Below are 18,239 nucleotides of genomic sequence, written 5' to 3' on the forward strand. Positions count from 1 at the left end.
GGCGGTTAATGAAACCGTAGGAGTTTTAAATGCGGAAATTCTGATGCAGCAGGTAGGGGGGCGGCCCGACAATCCGTGCGAGCAGAACAGGGTAATACCGGGATGGGGTTGGGCCAGGCTGGCTGGCGGATGTCAGTGCTGTTGGCAGCATGACCACTGGCAGATCGAAGGCGCCATGGTGAGTGCCCAGCATCTGATAATCTGATGTGCAATGCACGAAGCAGGCATTCGGATTGTGCTTGTCGGTATCTTGCATATGACAATCCGGCATGTCGTCGGCAGCGAAAGCCATTGCCGGTTCTGCTTCCGGCAACATGCATGCCTGCGTTGCCAGCGAATACTGGGCGAACAGCATCACTGCCAGCACCAGGCGGGCAATGGTCATCAGTAATTTCCGGCTAATAATACGCATGATCCTTTCAGTCTAATCGATTATTTTTACGATAACAAGCAGATGTTTATACCAAATATTTGAATTGATTCAGCCTGCCAATGACAGTCCCACTGATAATGTAATTACCGCGGGATGAAATCCGGATTATTTCAAGGTAGAATCGCTGACGAGGTTGATGTCAATGGGTGTTTTGCATAATCGATTTTTCAATTAGCTAAAGTCGTAGCAATCCAGCCCGAAATTCATCCCTATGGGATCGAAACCGGATTAAATCAAGCCCCATCGTTTATACTGGATGCATGAAGGCAATGCGTCTGCGTGACCCTGCAGACAGTCTTGGCTTGCGTAAGGCTTAAAGAACCGTCGAATTCTTCGGGCCTGGCTGATAACACGTTTCATTGAGGAGATTATTAATGCCCACGACCATCCCGACGCCGCTTTTCGTTTTGGAAATGGCAAATAATCACATGGGTGACGTCACACACGGACTGGCCATAATTCGTGCATTTGGCGAAATATGCCGGGAATTTCCGTTCAAATTCGCATTCAAACTGCAATACCGGGATCTGGACACATTCATCCATCCTGCGGCTAAAGAGCGTGATGACATCAAGTACGTCAAGCGCTTCGCCGAAACGCGCCTGAACCGGCAGGATTTTGATTTGCTGGTGGCAGAGATGCGCAGTTGCGGCTTCCTCGCCATGGCGACCCCGTTCGATGAACCATCGGTCGACGTTATCGAGTCCCAGAACATCGACATCATCAAGATCGCCAGCTGCTCTTTCACTGACTGGCCGTTGCTGGAACGCATAGCCAAAGCAGACAAACCGATTATCGCTTCCACAGCCGGTGCCGATCTGGAAGATATCGACCGGGTGCTGAGCTATTTCGAGCACCGTGGCAAATTCATCAGCCTGATGCACTGCGTCGGCGAATATCCGACCTTGCAGGCGCATCTCCAGTTGAATCAGATTGATTTGCTCAGGGCGCGCTATCCAAACGTATCAATTGGTTATTCGACCCACGAATCGCCTGATAACTGTGAAGCTATCCAGATGGCTATTGCCAAGGGTGCCGTCATTTTCGAAAAACATGTAGGCGTTCCGACCGAACAATTGCCGCTGAATAATTATTCGGCAACACCCCAACAAATAGTGGCCTGGCTGCGATCTGCTCAGCGCGCTTATGAAATGTGCGGTCTGCCGGATAGCGTACGGGTCGAGGCCACGGATGCCGAAATGGCGAGTCTACGCTCCCTGCGTCGCGGCATCTTTGCCAAGCATCCGATAAAGGCAGGGGAGGCTGTCACCGATTCCGATGTATTTATGGCTTTTCCTCCACAGGAAAATCAGGTCACTGCGAATGACTGGTCGAAATTCGCCAAATTTGTAGCTACTCAGGAAATTCCGGCGAATACCGCGCTCACGGATGCGAATGTCCATTGTAACGACACTCGGCAGAAAATCGCCGAGATCGTTCAACGGGTCAAGATTTTACTGCTGGAAGGCCATGTTATCGTGCCCGGCAATACCGATCTGGAAATCTCCCATCATTATGGCCTGGAACAATTCGACGAATACGGTTTGGCATTGATTACGGTGGTGAACAGGGAATACTGCAAAAAGCTGATCGTCATGTTGCCTGGCCAAACCCATCCTGAACAGTATCATCTGAAAAAGGAAGAGACTTTCCACATCCTGCACGGCGAGATACATATTGCTCTGGATGGCCAGGAAAGAACCTATAATCCCGGCGAGGTGGTAATGGTTGACCGGGGCGTACGCCATATGTTCTTCAGCCCCGGAGGCGCAGTATTCGAGGAAATATCTTCAACGCATCATCAGGATGATTCCTATTACACGGACGAGGCGATTCAGGCCAATAAAAACCGCAAGACTTTATTACCCCACTGGATGAAATAATGAGCAATCTGGTTCGTGTCGCCGATTACATCATGACGCGTCTTGCCGCTGAAGGCGTGAAACATGTTTTTGTACTACCCGGCGGGGGGGCCATGTATCTAGTGGATGCACTCGGGCTCAATCCGGATATGGATTACGTGCCGAATCATCACGAGCAGGCCTGTTCGATTGCGGCTGAAGCCTATGCCCGCGTCAACGAAAACCTGGGCGTAGCACTGGTGACCACTGGACCAGGCGCTACCAATGCGATAACCGGCGTAGTCGGTGCGTGGATAGAATCGGTTCCGATGATGGTCATATCCGGCCAGGTCAAGCGCACAGATATGCTGGGCGACAGTGGCGTTCGGCAAATGGGCCCGCAGGAAGTTGATATCGTTTCAATCGTGAAATCCGTTACCAAATATGCGGTTACCCTGGACGACCCTTTGCAGGTACGTTATCACCTCGAAAAGGCATTGACGCTGGCGCGAGACGGACGGCAAGGTCCGGTCTGGCTTGATGTGCCACTGGATGTACAGGCGAGCCAAATCGATCCGGACGCATTAACGGGCTATACGCCTGAATCGCAGAGCTCGCCGTTACAGCCTGGCGATCTTCAGATTAAGCAGATACTTGATTTGCTGAATCATGCCGAGCGTCCCTTGATTCTTGCCGGCCATGGCATTCGCCTCTCAGGCGCAGCCGATAAATTCAGACGCCTGTACGAAACATTGGACATTCCGGTGGTAACGACATGGAACGCCATGGATCTGATCCCCCATGCGCACCCGTTATGTGTCGGTAAACCGGGTGTCGTGGCATTGCGTGCCCCCAATTTTGCCGTGCAGAATTGTGACCTGCTGATCGCTATCGGCTGCCGGCTCGACAACGTGGTGACGGCCTATAGTCCGCAAAACTTCGCCCGCGCGGCAAAAAAGGTGGTGATTGACATCGATGCCAGCGAGTTGACAAAACTCGATATGCCCATTGACGTGCGCATGCAGGCAGACGCAGGACGCACTATCGATGCCTTGCTGACACACGCATTGGATCTTCAGTGCAAACGTACGGATTGGCTGGCGCGGTGCCGGTCATGGAAACAGCGCTACCCTGTCATGGATGGCGCGCCGTTTCCGACGACAGGCCCGATCAGCCATTATCAGCTCAGCGATATGTTATCGGATGAAATCGCCGAGGGCACCCTGATTGTCACAGGCAGCTCGGGGTTGGGTGTCGAAGCGTTTTACACCGCTTTTCGCAATAAACCGGGCCAACGCGTATTCCTGACATCCGGCCTGGGTTCCATGGGCTATGGCCTGCCTGCCGCCATTGGCGCCTGTCTCGCTGCAGGCAAGAAGCGCATGGTAGCCGTCGAAAGCGACGGCAGCCTGCAACTTAACATTCAGGAGCTTGCCACATTGCGCGGTCTTGATCTGCCTATTATTATGTTTCTTATGAATAATCAAGGTTATGCCTCCATCCGCAATACGCAACGCAATTATTTCCAGGGACGCTATGTCGCTACTGGGCCGGAAGGAAATCTGACGTTACCCGACTTGCAGGATGTCGCCCATGCATACGGGATTCCATCGATGCGGATAGACGATATTGCCGATTTGCAGGCGGGCGTGCGCAAGGCTCTGAATCAGCCGGGGCCATTTATTTGTGAAATCATGTTAATGCCCAATGAAATCTTGTGGCCCAAGGTGGCTGCCATGCCGCAAGCGGACGGCACCATGATTTCAATGCCGCTAGAGGATATGTCGCCCTTATTGCCATTGGCGCAACTGCAGCAGGAAATGCTGATTCCGTTGCATCCTGCTTCGTTAAGCGTCAAACGTTGATTCAGCATGCATAACCACGTCATGTATCGTATGGAAAGCAGGTTGTAATCGATGTTGCCTGTTTGTCCAGCCTGTCTTGGCAAAGAGACAGCCCAGTACAATAGCCCTGTTGCCTGCTATCTTTGCCGCCGTTGCGGCCACCGCTGGCGTGCAGCCGCTGAAATACCGTTCACCCAGCAGCATGACTACTACGCCCAATTGCGTGGGCGTAATATGATTGCTGATTCAGCCTGTAACAGAAAGATGACCGACCGGCTGAATGATCTGACACCGCTATTGCATGATGGCATGCGGATACTGGAAATCGGATGCGCCGAGGGAGAGCTGGGGAGGCGTATCAAGGCAATTGCAAATGTCGAATATACCGGAATAGAGCTTTCGGAAGATGCGCTGGTTGCCATGCGATGGCTGGATCATGTCAGCCGCCATGCTGCAGCGGCATTGGAGGACGGCCCTTATGATCTGATACTTTCCTTTCATGTGCTTGAACATATTCCGGATATCCACGCCGAACTCGGGCATTGGTCGCGGCTATTGAAGCCATCGGGAAAGCTGGTCGTGGAAGTGCCAAACGAAGCAGGGCACCCATTGTTGTCATGGGATGCCAATGCCGAACATATCCATCAATTCACCATGACCTCATTATCCGAGTTACTTCATCAGGCAGGGTTTTCGATTCAGCAATTAACGTCAGGGCATTTTGAATCCGCCGTCTATTCCGACAGCTTGCGCGCCCAGGCTTATTTGCGCACAGATGCACAAACGCGGCGCAATCAGTTGATTGCCAAATTCAAGACCACTTTCCCTGATAAATTCGTTATCTACGGTATCGGCGGCGATTTCAACAACTACGTCGCTCCGCTTCTTCTTGAGTTGTCAGCCGCCGCCCTCGTCGATACCGATACAACCCGACATGGAGTGCGTATGGCAGGCTATCGGATTGAAGCGTTTAATCCGGTAAAATTTACCGGGCTGCCCATCCTGGTAACCAGCTTGCGCTATCAAACCGAGATCAGGGCCGCATTACAAGAACAAGGCGTGCCATCCCACACAATTTATGGCCTTGACGCTATTTTCGGATGAATCGATTGTGACCACAATTTACCCTCGGCATCGCCCGTGTCCTGTATGCGATAGCGATAACGCCACGCATTTATATACCAATACCATGACCCCGATCGGCGGTCTGGACATGAGTTATCAAGTAGTCAACTGTGCTGATTGCGGCTTCATCTACGCATCGGAATTGCCCGAATCCGCCAGTTACGAGGCGTATTATCGGGAATTGTCAAAATACGATGTAATGACTTCAACTGCGAAGATTCGCCCTGTCGATCAAGTGCGCATGGCCGCAGCAGTTAATTTATGTGTGCCGCATTTGACCGCTGACGCCCTTATCATCGACATTGGGTGTGGCCACGGGGCTCTGCTCAATGCTTTTCATACAGCAGGATGGGCATGCCTGTATGGGATAGACCCCGCGCCCGAGGCATCAGCCAAAGCAAATGCGCTATTCGGTTTGCAAAATGTGCAAACGGGAATCGTCCGTCAGGCACCGCAACTGCTACCGCTTGATCAGGCTGCGCTGATTTGTTTGACGGGAGTACTGGAACATCTGCCCGACTTGCGCACCGATCTGGCTGCGCTGATCAAGGACCTGAATCATCGGGCCATGATTATGGTGGAAGTTCCTGCATCTGAACGTTTCACTCGAACTCCGCTGGAGCCCTACGGCGAGTTCTCATTGGAGCATATTCAATACTTTTCGACGCAATCGCTTGACCGCCTGATGGCGGAATTAGGCTATGTCCGCAAAGCTGGCGAGATCGTAGCGCTTTCCGAAGGCGTCACCGATAGCCTGTTCGGGCTGTTCGTACGGCAAGAGCCGGCAACCGCCGATATGCCATACAATCCTGTCGGGCTTCAGGATTACTTGACGCTTTCAGGGCAATTGATGGGACAGGTGATCGATACAATCATCCAATGCAATGCCAGACAACTGGTGATCTATGGTGCCGGCAGTCATAGTGCGAGATTGTTGCCGAAAATGGCAGCTGCCTGTATCGCCGAGCGTATCGTCGGAATTGTAGATGGCAATCCCAATCTGTTGGGAAAGATGATAGGCAGACATCAAGTATGTTCATCCGCCGATCTGGGGCAATGGCCGGATGCAACCATAGTCGTTTCGTCATTTGGCGCACAAGATGCCATCGCAGAATTTATTGGGCGGCAATTTCCCAATCCCATACTGAGACTTTATCCATGACGCACAAACCGGTACTGATTTTTGACCTGGATGGAACACTGATTGATTCCGCTCCCAGCATTCTCGCGTCATTCGCCATGGTGCTGAAAGAAGCAGGCATGACTGCCAAAGTGCCGCTTGCGAACAAACTGATAGGGCCACCGTTACAGGAAACCTTGTCGATACTGACGGGTGTCGATGATTTGCATATCATCAACACTTATGTTGAATCCTTCAAACGCCACTATGATGCAAGCGGATACAAGGAGACCAAAGTATATTCCGGCGTGCCGGAATTACTGGCGACCTTGCATGCCAGTGGATTTATGCTGCACCTCGCTACCAATAAACGGTTGGCGCCGACCCGGCTCATACTGGATTACCTGGGCTGGAATTCGTATTTTCAGTCTGTGTATACACTGGATTTATTCAACCCGCGCCTGCCGGACAAAGGCTCCTTGCTTGAATGCCTGCTAACAGAACAGACGCTGCGGCCATCCGAGGTGCTTTATATAGGCGATAAAATGGAAGATGCGCTGTCGGCGGAACAAAATGACATGGCTTTCCTGGGTGTGGCATGGGGCTATGGTGATTTCGATAGCGCATGCAAATGGCGGGTACTGAATTCGCCCGCATCCTTGTTGCAACAAGTGCGCAATGACTGAATCGCAATCTGCTGCCTGCCGGGCGACGATTATCGATGATGTCATACGCGTATTGCGCTTATATCCACTCCCGGAGCTAACTGGTAAACGCATATTCCTGACGGGTGGAACCGGCTTTATCGGCTATTGGCTGCTGATGACCCTGGCGCAACTGAACGCATGGGGAGGGGGCATATCGGTTGTTGCGCTGTCTCGCAATCCTGAACGTTTTCTTGAGCGTTATCCTGAATTCAGACAGGCTGTGTGGCTGCAATTTATCCGCGGCGATGTGCGGGATTACCCCATCCCTGGAGGAAATTTCGACCTGTTCATCCACGGGGCCGCGGACACCAGCCCTGATGCCGCCCATCATGCGCGTGAACTGTTTGACACTATTATGCGGGGGACGCAGCGTGTTCTTGATCATGCCGTTGCCTGCGGAACATGTCGTGTCCTGATAATCAGTTCAGGTGCTATCTATGGTGAACAGCCTCCCGAAGTATCGCATATTCCGGAAAATGCTCCCTACGCGTGTAACTCGACTGACCCTGTGGATGCCTATGCTGAAGGTAAGCGGGCGATGGAAATGCTGGCGGTATGCTATGGTCGTGAATATGGGATAGAACTCGTCATTGCCCGATGTTTTGCCTTTGTCGGCTATGGTTTGCCGCCGCATCTTGCGATAGGGCAATTGATAAGCAGCGCCTCGGCAAATGATCGTATTGTAATTACAGGCGATGGGAAAACGGTCAGGAGCTATTTGTATGCAGCTGATCTTGCTATCTGGCTGTTCGCGCTTGCGTGCAAGGGGAAATCAGGCGTGCCTTACAACGTGGGTTCTGATGAAGCTTTCAGGCTGGATGAATTGGCTCAATTGATAGGCAACACCTTGGGCCTGGACAACTCAGTGGCAATACTCGACCGCCCCCAATCTGCGCGGCGTATCCGTTACATCCCTGATGTGTCGCGTATTCAGCAGGATATTGGTGTCGGGATATGGACGGACATGACAACAGGAATCAAGCGTATGGCGAGCTGTGTGTAATGGAAAAGCGGGTGATACTGGTTTCGGTACCGAAGGCGGGGACTTATTTGATGTCCCAGGTATTAAGCAGGATAGGGTTCACGGATACGCATCTACATGTGCGCTATGATGATCAGGCGATCGGGATATACGATTTTCGGAATGCGCCGAAAAAAATGTCCATGAGTGAACAAGAGCAGCGTTTCCAGACTATGCCACTGGGTGATTCATTGGCAAAGATTCAAAGCGGGAAGTTTGCCCTGGGTCATTTGCCCCCGATACCGGAAGTGAAGCGGCATTTATGTAACGATATTAAAATCATTTTTCTGGTGCAGGATTTGAGGGACTGCCTGATATCGCATATGCGCTATATGATTAGCGTTGGCGTTATTACCGAACAGGCTCATCCTTGGTGCAAGATCACGGATGAGCGGGAAAGATTCAAGCAATACCTGTTGAACTATGCAGAAAAGGTAGGACCGCTGGTGCATATGAAACTAATTGCCTGCTGGGAATACGATATACACAATCCGTGCCAAGGAATGGAAATATTCAAGCTGCGCTTTGAAGACTTGATTGGCGCTAACCAGACTATGACTGGAATGGTCATTAAATCACTTGCGAAGTTTCTGGAGATTGAAGCCCCGCAAGATGTAAAGGCCATGCTTAAATCCGTTATGGGCGCCGAAACACTTACAAAGTCCGACGGGGTGACAATCCGTCAAAGATATTGGTCGCACTTTGCGGAGCAGTGGTTTACTGAGCGGATACATGATCTTCAGGGAAATAACGTGAATGAAATAATCGGCTACCCGTAATCATGTGTGCACGGAAATCCTGCCTTTAACGCTGATTATGCTCGCACCTGTCTTCATGACAGACATCGCAGTAGTGCTTATTTCATCGACAAAATCCCTGCGCGCACCAATTACCAGGATGTCCAGCGCGGCATCAGGCAATGTGGCAGGATGGGCAATATGCAGTGTTGTACCATCAAACAGTGTGCCATGTAGCGAGGTATCCCGATCAGCGACCCAAACCAGATTCTTGTGCAACAGAGGGGGAATTTTTACAAAAAGACGGCCTCTTCCCAATATGCCCCATAGCCCGATTCTGGCTTCAGGGTTTTCTGCGGCTATTTGGGTAACGCACGCAGATAAGTTTTCAGCATCATGTTCCATTTCGAGATTCAGGCGCGACTCCGCCGTAAAAGCATCCCAAAATAACAGGTGACCGGCAGAGGCTGGAATCGCTTTCTCCAGAACGATATCCAGCCCTTTATGTTCTTCCTTGTAATGCAGCATGCGAAAAAACAGTCGCCCGGCCATCTGATAATAACTATTCCACAGATGCTGCATGGCATCGCTGGCAAAAGATGTTTGTCCGAGCCATTCAAAGAACTGGTGTGTGCCAAAAATCATATTCTTGTATGCGTAGCTACCCCATTCCCAGCCGCTGATGCCTTGCATGAGGCAGGGCGTGCCGACATAGGCGATAGGTTTTCCTGCCACTCTGGGCAGGGAAAGCATGGCGTGAGGGAAACAATCGGCAATGATGGTGGAGGAACCGTCCAGACTGTCGCTGGGACGCAAAGTGTCCACGGCATCGATGAAAAACTGCCTGCGTGTCACAAAACAAAACACGCCGCTAAAAATGGCAGAAGGGTTGTCAGCTGGAAGGAACACCACATCTTCAAGACGCTGCAAGCGCTGCCAATTGGTCTCTTTGCATTGCAGTCGGTTAAATGAAGACGCTGGCGGTTGCCCATCCATCTCTCGCACCACCTGGGTGCGGAACTGGCAATCTATCCAGCCAAAGTTGAGGTAATGATAATCGACATCGGGCGTCTTGCTGATAGACTCAAGTATGCGTGCAACGCCGCCAGGCAAGACAAGATCATCATCTCCGATTACCCATACGAATTCACCTGAGGCAAGACCTGCTGTGGCAAATAACACATTACGGGCAAATCCGACGGTACTTTCTTGCCTGTCATAGATAATCGGCAAAGCACTGCGCCGAACAACATCCGCGGTTTCGTCGATTGATGCGTTATCTGCGACTACAATCTCGATTTTGTCGAGATAAGCAAAAGCTTCTCGCGTCAAATTCTCCAGGATGACTTCCAGTAACGCACTTCGATTTAGCGTAGGAATGCAAATGGAAAGTATGGGCTTCATGGCATGCAAAATGGAAAATGGACTAAGCCCGTATCATATCGTCATAACTCACGATTTGAAATTAGCTCCAGGCAAGAAATAGCGCTTGTCAGGATGAAAGCAATCAACGAGAATACAAATGATTATGCGCCATCCATAGGCTTGCTTTCGCGGGCAAAACTTTCAATCGTTGGCCCGCAGGACTCCAGCTGACACGGCTCGCCTGGAATCTGTTTTTTGCCCGAGACAAAAATTGTTTTGGCTGGTCACTGCTCATCTTCATAAAGACAACAAAATGCGCAATTTTTATTCAACCGATCACGCGCCTTACTATATATTCGCTCTGGATTTTCTTCAGCAATCGGCTGGTATCCGTGCTTTGCATTATCTTTGCCATGCCCTAAATGAAAGCGGTAAAGAAGCGTATGTAACTTGTGAAGTAACAGACCCCCGACTGAGGACGCCTGTCTTAACGCCTGCAATCATGATGCAGCATCATGCATCTGGCAGAAAACCCATTATGGTCTATCCGGAAATCGTGTCCGGCGACCCGCTCGCCGCAGGCGGCATCGTCGTGCGATGGCTATTGAACACACCTGGACATGTAGGCGGCGATACCTCTTTCCCAAAAGATGATCTTATCTTTGCCTATTCACATATCTATCTCCCGGCAGGAATGCAGGGGCATCTATTGCATATTCCGACTTGCGATCTATCCATCTTCAATAACGATAATAACCCCGATGATGATGCTCGTGATCTGGTTTGTTTTTATGCTCATAAATATCTGTTCAATGGCGGGGCCCTCACAGAGCACGTGCAGGGAGCAATCAGCCTGTGCAAGGATCAAACATTGACACATGCCGAGATTGCGTCCTTGCTGCGGCGCGCCAAGCTGCTTTATGTATATGAACCGAGCGCACTGGTTACGGAAGCATTATTGTGCGGCTGTCCGGTATCGATTATCGAGACAGATTATTGGCGTGACCATGTAGTGAATTTTTCATGCGGTACCGATAGCGGGGTGATCATGGACGATCGACCCGAATCAATCGCACGGGCAAAAGCACATGTCCACAATTTTCGCATCAATCATGAAAAAATCGTATTGAAAACCGCCTGGGCGCAACTCGATTATTTTGTGGAAGTGACTCAGAATGCAGCCAAAGCGCGGTTGAAAAATAACTAAATAATGCAGTAATATCCGTACTCATGCAAAGCCGTCATGGTTGATGGCGCCATGCCTCCCACATGCTGCGAACAGCGCTTTCAAAATGAATCGCAAAGCGCCGGGCATCCATAATCGGAGACATCTGCAGTCGTTGACGCAGTCCATTTCGAAGTGCAGAGAGTCTTTGCAAATCACCGGTCAGCAATGCTGCGCGCCTCACATAGTCATCCTTGCCCGTCGCAACCCATTCCGGCAAGCCCGCATTCATCAGGATTCCGACACCTTGTCTGGACAGGAAACTCGCTCCAGTCAGGGTCAATACCGGTACCCCCATCCACAAGCTTTCAACACTGGTAGTACCGCCGGTATAGGGGAACGGGTCAAGTGCAATATCGACCTGATGATAAGTAGCGAGGTATTTTTCCCTGGAGCCAGGGCCTTCCAGGATCAACCGGTCAGCATCGACGCCATGTTCGGCAAAACGTTCGACCGTGTGCTCGCGTACTTTCAATTCCGTAAGTTGTTTGGCCTTGAGAAACAATCGGCTGCCGGGTACGGATACCAGCACTCGCGACCAAAGAGCTATGACCTCATCATTCATTTTGGTCAGGTTATTGAAACAGCCGAAGGTGATGCATCCGTTCGTCAACGCGGGTAACGGTGATATATCCAGCTCGATATCGGGTGGCGTGAAACACAGCCGGGTCTCGGGCAATCGCCAGATTCTTTCGGTGAAATGGATTTCTTCAGATTCGGGTAATGTCCATGGATCAGCAATGAGATAATCCATTTCCGCAACGCCTGTGGTTGCAAAATACCCAAGCCAGCTTACCTGTACCGGGGCGGGTTTCCAGGCAAACACCGGCAACCGGTTATAGCGGGTATGGCCGGACAAATCGATCAGCACATGGACACTGTCGCTGTGTATCAATCGTGCGGCGGTTTCGTCACTCAAGCCGGACAAAGGTTTCCATGCAGAAAAGAGGGATTTGATTCGTGCCGTGAACTCATCGACATGTGAGTCGGTTGGGTAAGCAATCAGCTCGACAGCGGCTGAATCCAGATGATTCAGCAGATTTTCCAGAAAATAGCCTACGGGATGATTCTTGAAATCGCCCGATACAAATCCGATTCGTAACCGCTCCGGGTGCAAAGTGCATGACCATTCCGTAAATCGTGACGCAACTTGCTGACTCAATTTTCGGCCATACAGCTGTGCTTCCGCAAATCCGTAAGAGGGCGCATTGCTCGCCGAATGATTAAGTGAAAACAATAGATTGCTATGCGCTTTAAAATAACCCGGCTTGAGCTGCAGAGCCTGTCGATAACTGGCCTCAGACATATCCAGCCGGCCCATATCCTGAAGCACATTGCCCAGATTGTTATACGTTTCCGCGAGGTCCGGCCTGATTTCCAGTGCGCGACGGTAACTGGCCTCCGCCTCAGCCAGACGCCCCATATCCTGAAGAATATTGCCCAGATTGCTGTGCGCCTGAACATAATCCGGCTTGAGTTGCAGCGCTAGGCGGAGACTTGCCTCTGCTTCATCTGGCCGTCCAATACCATTGAGCATGATGCCGAGATTGCTATACACCTGAACATAATCCGGCTTGATTCCAAGTGCACGCCGATAGCTGTCTTCGGCTTCATTCAAACGGCCTGATTCCTTTAAGCAATTACCCAGATTGTAATGTGCCTCGGCAAGATCGGGCCTGATCTCAAGTGCGCGCTGGTAACTGACCTCGGCCTCCGTCAGACGCCCCAGTTCCTGCAAGGTCGAACCCAGATTGCAATGAGCTTCGGCGAAATCCGCATCAATCGCCAACGCTCGGCGAAGACTCGCTTCCGCTTCATCGGGCCGGTTCAAGCTGCTATATAGATTACCCAGATTGCTGTATGCATAAGCATCGTCCGGCGAGAGCGCTGCAGCTTTCTGCATGGGTACCAGCGCCTCATCATTCTTCCCTGTCTGCATAAGTACCGTGCCCAGCGCTTTCCAGCCGAAGCCAGCGGACGGGAAGCGTACCGTCATCCTTTGGGCTAACGTTGCCGCTTCTGCGTATCGTCCTTCGGTGAACAAAGCCACAATCGCATTTATCTCTGATGCGTCAGGCGCCTTACCTTTGTGCTGAGTCGATTTTTTAGCAGGTTTTATTTGCCTGGCCGCTTCATGCTTCACATTCTCCTTCAAGCACGCCGCCAGAACATTTATCTCGCTGCCTTGCAAGCCTTGCTGACGGGCCAAGGCCAATACCTCTCGCGCTGCATCCGGCTGACCGGCCTGAAACAATGCATCAATATAACTTAGCCAGTATTGTCCATGAGCAGGGTTGGCCTCCAGAGCGGCGATGAAATAGGACAGACCGGCTACCGGCTGTTTCATGTGGAGCGCCAAAACGCCCATGTTATGGTTTGCTTCAGGATGATTAGGATCGTGTTGCAGGATACTGCGATAGAGTTCTTCAGCTTCTGTCAGCCGACCTGCCTGATGATGAATTACGGCTTGCTGGAAAGTTTGCTCGAAAGTATGAGTAGCAGATTGTTGAGATGATTCAACGTTAGGCACGATAGGTTTCATGCAGTAAGTTTATTACATTTGTCAGTGCTCATCGCATCAAACATGATTTTACGCCAAGGGGGGATTTGCGATAGTTGAAAACCGGCCAGGTTGCCCGATCAGTCGATATCAATCGATCTGCCAACAAAGCAAAACCATGTATGGCAGATCGTCAATTTTAATCAGCCAAGTTGCTTCGCCAAATAAGCACTCGTGCTATCCATGCTACTCAGCAATGCGTTCAGATTACTATATTGAGCAGTATATTGTGTCTGGAGCGTCGACATTCTGACTTCCAAGTGGCTAATTTGGTCGTTATATCCGCTAATGGCTGTATTAAGACTCGCTATGCTATTAGGGATCAGGCCGTCACCGGACTGAAGGACAGTGGTCGTCCATGTATCCAGTCGGGTAGCGTAACCAGTAGTCGAAGAGAACAGATTGGTAACGTCGCTGAAATTGGCCGACATTGCGCTATTCAGTTTACTGCTATCCAGTTTTAATGAGCCATCTGCCTGGAAAGAGATACCAACTTGTGACAACGTTGTCAGAGTGCCAGTTGCAGGCGAATTAAAAATGCTGCGCAGTTGATCCATCATCGCACGTACTGTTCCGTCACCTGCCAACGAACCGCCGGAAGAGCCGGAAGAGCCGGAAGAACCGTAGGCAGAACGGGATTTAAGCTGACTGTACAAACCATTATACGTATCGACAAAACTTGAAACTGCTGTCGCGACAGCAGCCGTGTCATGCGCTACCGTCAATGTAGTCGGTGCTGTTGTCAGATTTTTAAGCGTAAGTGTAACGCCCTGAATCGCACCGGTGACCGTATTTGAAGCACTGGTGATTGCGATGCCATTCACCGTAAGATTGGCATTTTGCGCAGCCACACTCTGGTTCAGATTTTGCGTGCCGGCAGGATCATAAGCCAGCAGGTTGTTGATGGTTCCATCGCCACCGCTGGTCGTGATTTTAAGGCTGTTGCTTACACCGGGGTTGCTCGAAGTCAGCGACAGACGGTAAGGTGTGCCGCTACCGTCGTTGACGATGGTAGCGCTTACTCCCATATTGGCAGCATTGATGGCATCCCTTATGCCTTGCAGGGTATTATTGGTCCCGTCTATAGTGATGCTCTTGGTACCGCTGCCATTCGATGTGAAGGTGGCGCCGCTATATGTCCCTGCGCTCAGCGTACCGCCGCTAATGGTGCCGAAATCGAAAGTAACTGTCGTTGCCGTGCCATTACCGATAGCTGTTGTACTGCTGGCCTGACCTGCCGCAACCAGATTCTGCGACTGGGCGAGCTGTGACACATTCAAGGTATAAGTACCGGGCACTGCGGTGCTGGCCGCAGCGGCAGAGAAAACGCTGGCATCGGAAGGGGTGGCGCTCAAGTTCTGCAGACCGCTCATTATGCTTTTTAGTGCGGTCTGAAAACTTGAGACCAATCCGCTGATGGTGCCGAAGGAAGATATCTTGGTCTGGTCGGTGCTTATCTTGGCGTTAAGCTTATCGATAGGCTGACGTTCTACTGCCATCAACTGCGAGACGAGAGATTGCACATCAAGCAAATTTCCGCTGGACGACGATGCCGATACTGAGCTGGTTGCCATGATTTACCTCCTGAAGCTAGACCTTCTGGCTTAAAAGCATGCCATGCTGAGACTGGTCTATCGATTGCGCGATCGCCAGTGTCACTTTTGAAGGGATTTGCAATAATAACTGACCGGTTTCTGTATCGACAACTTTGACTACCGACATTTTCGTGCCCGTATCCACAGTAAATTCGAGATTCTGGTTCGATTGCCGCATGGCCTGATTAATGCCATCCACTGCTGTCATCAATTGTTGCGACGAAGGTTGCGGAGTAGCGATTTGTATTGGGGTCTCTGCAACGAGCGCAGGCGCGTTATCGCTAACGCGCGTGCCTATCGGTGCGACCTGATTCGGAGAGTTTGTATTTTGGATGATCATCTTGGATCTCCTTGCTATAAAGTACCTGACCGGGCATCCGGTCAGGCATTTATCATATTAACCGCTTACCGCAATAATGTCAGTACAGTATTCGGGGTTTGATTCGCTTGCGCCAACACCGCTGTACCGGCTTGTTGCAGGATGTTGTTTTTCGCCATGTTTGCTGATTCGGCAGCGTAGTCAGTATCCATAACCCGGCTGTACGAAGCGGAGGTATTCACCGAATAAGTCTGCAGGTTGGCAACGGCGGATGACAGTGAAGCCATGTCGGCACCATAGTTGGCGCGGGCGTTGGATACGGCAGTGATATCCGTGTCGATCTGGGCAACCGTAGAAGTGCCAGTGCTGCTAAGAGTTGGCTTGACGCCGGTAGTGGTAAATGTACCGCCATCCGCGCTATTCACGACAGTAGTCGTAGCAGAGTTCACCAGTCCGTTAAGACGGGTATTTTCTGTTACGAGTGCAGAAGCCTCTACGCCTGAGGCTGAGCCGCCGTTTTGCACTGCGATTTCACGCAAGCGCTGCAGGTTTTCGGTGATTTGAGACAAATAGCCGTCGTTGGTCTGTGCTTTGGAAATACCGTCATTGGCATTGCGGATAGCCTGGTTCGCACCGCGGATCTGGCTGTCGTAGTTGGTAGCGGTAATCAAACCGGTAGGATCATCCTTGGCACTGTTGATACGCAGGCCGGAAGACAGACGCTGCTGGGCAGTTTGCAAAGCGAGATTGGATCTGTTCAAAGCTGCGCCGGCAAACAGGGCAGCAACGTTTGTGTTAATGACTTGTGCCATGATAATTCTCCTTGTAGTACGGGTTACGATAAATATGGCATCAGTGCCATTAATCTTGCGGTTGCCTGCATCTGGTTTGGCATTTAACCGCTGTTGTAAGCTTTATCGGTTGATCGACGAATAACTTTAGGGTGAATATCAAGCTTCTAATCTTGCTTGCTGCCCGAGACCATGTAGCTTGCAATTTCTTTATCGATTGCAATCACAAAAACTTTAGAATAATTTTAAAAAATGCAAAAATTAATTTAATATCAATGTGTTAATAAAAAATATGATGTGGATTAATATATTCGAATTTGTGTAGCAGCTTGAAAATAATTTCACAATAGCCACATTATCCCCAGAATATTATTCAAACAGACAGATTGGAAAACCATTCCCGGGCATAAAATCTTCGGAAAAGCGAACTTTGTTTATGAATTTCACGCATCTTTTGTCAGATTGGCCTGCTGTTCGTGGAGTAAATTCACTGCATGAGCCGTATTGGATCTAATTAGTGTTTTAGTTGTCAGGCTTGAGATCAGCCGAGAAGGGAGTTCAGGGAAATCGGGCTCGCTGCGTTTATAAATCGCATAACTCACGAATGTGAGCCGTAGCGCTTCTACCTAGCGCATGCAAGGCATAACCGCCCTCGAGGCTGGAAACGATGCGCTTTTGTGCATACTTGGCCGCCACCATTTTGACTTGCTGTGTTATCCAGCTGTAATCGGCATCAACCAGAGCGAGGCTCGCCATATCGTCTTCACGGTGCGCATCGAATCCGGCCGAGATAAAGATCATTTCCGGCTTGAACGCTTCCAGTTTCGGCAATACAAATAAATTCACCGCATCACGGAAACCCTTGCTTCCGGTGTACGCTGCCAGCGGCACATTGACGATATGGTCATTGCCGCTATCGGCACCGCAATACGGGTAAAAAGGATGCTGGAAGGTCGAGCACAGCATCACCCGCACATCGTCCCTGAAAATATCTTCGGTCCCATTGCCGTGATGTACATCAAAATCCACGATGGCAACACGCGTCAAGTCGTACTGCGACATGGCATGCGCAACGCCGACGGCCACATTGTTGAATATGCAGAACCCCATGGCTTGATTGCGGGTTGCATGATGCCCTGGCGGGCGTATATTGCAGAAGGCATTCTCAACCTGGCCGGACATGACCAGGTCGGTCGCCAGTACCACCGCTCCAGCGGCACGCAAGGCAGCTTCGAGCGTATGGGGATTCATTGCAGTATCCGGGTCAAGGTTGATCAGACCTTGCTGCGGTGCAGCCGCTTCTATACTGCGAATATAATCTTCGGAGTGCACACGCATTAATTGCACACGCTCTGCGCGCGGCGCATCATGGAGCTGGAGAAAAGGGAAAACCCCTGACGCAATAAGTTGGTCTTCAATAGCGGTCAACCGGGCAGGAGATTCTGGATGGCCTGTGCCCATGTCGTGTTCCAGACAAGCAGGATGAGAGATAAATGCAGTTTGCACAGGCACTTTCCTTAGGGATTTTTAATATTTAAGCATAAATAAATCCCGAA

The 18,239-nt window shown here is 50.7% G+C and carries 15 protein-coding genes; 8 read left to right on the forward strand and 7 right to left on the reverse strand.

Translation table 11 applies throughout. From position 1 onward, the window contains the following. Positions 1 to 25: 25 nt before the first annotated feature. A complete protein-coding gene (locus tag CAP31_RS07175) occupies positions 26 to 412 on the reverse strand; it encodes a hypothetical protein (protein WP_157662691.1) in 387 nt (128 codons plus the stop codon). Positions 413 to 807: 395 nt separating this feature from the next. Here CAP31_RS07175 and CAP31_RS07180 point away from each other — a divergent pair, with 395 nt between their 5' ends. The 7 genes from CAP31_RS07180 (at position 808) to CAP31_RS07210 (ending at position 8,870) form a co-directional block, all read left to right on the forward strand. Then, positions 808 to 2,316 carry an N-acetylneuraminate synthase family protein gene (locus CAP31_RS07180; protein ID WP_189836659.1) on the forward strand — a complete coding sequence of 503 codons (1,509 nt, stop codon included), beginning with the start codon at positions 808 to 810 and terminating at the stop codon, positions 2,314 to 2,316. Continuing rightward, on the forward strand, positions 2,316 to 4,139 hold the full coding sequence (locus CAP31_RS07185) for a thiamine pyrophosphate-binding protein (protein WP_087446913.1): 1,824 nt from the start codon (positions 2,316 to 2,318) through the stop codon (positions 4,137 to 4,139). Before CAP31_RS07180 ends, CAP31_RS07185 begins: the two co-directional genes overlap by 1 nt. A 243-nt stretch (positions 4,140 to 4,382) precedes the next feature. Then, on the forward strand, positions 4,383 to 5,222 hold the full coding sequence (locus CAP31_RS07190; RefSeq protein ID WP_157662692.1) for a class I SAM-dependent methyltransferase: 840 nt from the start codon (positions 4,383 to 4,385) through the stop codon (positions 5,220 to 5,222). Between the two features lie 7 nt (positions 5,223 to 5,229). After that, a complete protein-coding gene (locus CAP31_RS07195; protein WP_157662693.1) occupies positions 5,230 to 6,405 on the forward strand; it encodes a class I SAM-dependent methyltransferase in 1,176 nt (391 codons plus the stop codon). After that, positions 6,402 to 7,049, forward strand: coding sequence for an HAD family hydrolase (locus CAP31_RS07200; protein ID WP_157662694.1), 648 nt, complete (start codon positions 6,402 to 6,404; stop codon positions 7,047 to 7,049). Before CAP31_RS07195 ends, CAP31_RS07200 begins: the two co-directional genes overlap by 4 nt. Further along, complete coding sequence (locus CAP31_RS07205; protein WP_087446917.1) at positions 7,042 to 8,073, forward strand: NAD(P)-dependent oxidoreductase; 1,032 nt, start codon at positions 7,042 to 7,044, stop codon at positions 8,071 to 8,073. The genes CAP31_RS07200 and CAP31_RS07205 overlap by 8 nt, the downstream gene beginning before the upstream one ends. Next, the gene (locus tag CAP31_RS07210; RefSeq protein ID WP_157662695.1) at positions 8,025 to 8,870 is read left to right on the forward strand and encodes a sulfotransferase domain-containing protein; all 846 of its coding nucleotides are present in this window, start codon (positions 8,025 to 8,027) and stop codon (positions 8,868 to 8,870) included. The genes CAP31_RS07205 and CAP31_RS07210 overlap by 49 nt, the downstream gene beginning before the upstream one ends. Here CAP31_RS07210 and CAP31_RS07215 read toward each other — a convergent pair whose 3' ends face one another. Next, on the reverse strand, positions 8,871 to 10,232 hold the full coding sequence (locus tag CAP31_RS07215) for a glycosyltransferase family 2 protein (RefSeq protein WP_087446919.1): 1,362 nt from the start codon (positions 10,230 to 10,232) through the stop codon (positions 8,871 to 8,873). Positions 10,233 to 10,464: 232 nt separating this feature from the next. Here CAP31_RS07215 and CAP31_RS07220 point away from each other — a divergent pair, with 232 nt between their 5' ends. Next, positions 10,465 to 11,400, forward strand: coding sequence for a hypothetical protein (locus CAP31_RS07220; protein WP_157662696.1), 936 nt, complete (start codon positions 10,465 to 10,467; stop codon positions 11,398 to 11,400). Positions 11,401 to 11,434: 34 nt separating this feature from the next. On the opposite strand, the gene CAP31_RS07225 is transcribed toward CAP31_RS07220, so the two are convergent. From CAP31_RS07225 to CAP31_RS07245, 5 genes are all read right to left on the reverse strand, one after another. Continuing rightward, positions 11,435 to 13,948, reverse strand: a complete 2,514-nt coding sequence (locus CAP31_RS07225; protein ID WP_223247410.1) for a tetratricopeptide repeat protein — start codon at positions 13,946 to 13,948, stop codon at positions 11,435 to 11,437. A 173-nt stretch (positions 13,949 to 14,121) separates the two neighbouring features. After that, on the reverse strand, positions 14,122 to 15,552 hold the full coding sequence (gene fliD / locus CAP31_RS07230) for a flagellar filament capping protein FliD (RefSeq protein WP_087446922.1): 1,431 nt from the start codon (positions 15,550 to 15,552) through the stop codon (positions 14,122 to 14,124). Positions 15,553 to 15,568: 16 nt separating this feature from the next. Next, on the reverse strand, positions 15,569 to 15,913 hold the full coding sequence (locus tag CAP31_RS07235; RefSeq protein ID WP_087446923.1) for a flagellar protein FlaG: 345 nt from the start codon (positions 15,911 to 15,913) through the stop codon (positions 15,569 to 15,571). A gap of 65 nt (positions 15,914 to 15,978) precedes the next feature. Next, positions 15,979 to 16,704, reverse strand: coding sequence for a flagellin (locus tag CAP31_RS07240; RefSeq protein WP_087446924.1), 726 nt, complete (start codon positions 16,702 to 16,704; stop codon positions 15,979 to 15,981). A gap of 561 nt (positions 16,705 to 17,265) precedes the next feature. Then, complete coding sequence (locus CAP31_RS07245; protein WP_087446925.1) at positions 17,266 to 18,189, reverse strand: histone deacetylase family protein; 924 nt, start codon at positions 18,187 to 18,189, stop codon at positions 17,266 to 17,268. Positions 18,190 to 18,239 lie beyond the last annotated feature (50 nt).

Source organism: Sulfuriferula sp. AH1 (assembly GCF_002162035.1).
Lineage (GTDB): Bacteria > Pseudomonadota > Gammaproteobacteria > Burkholderiales > Sulfuriferulaceae > Sulfuriferula.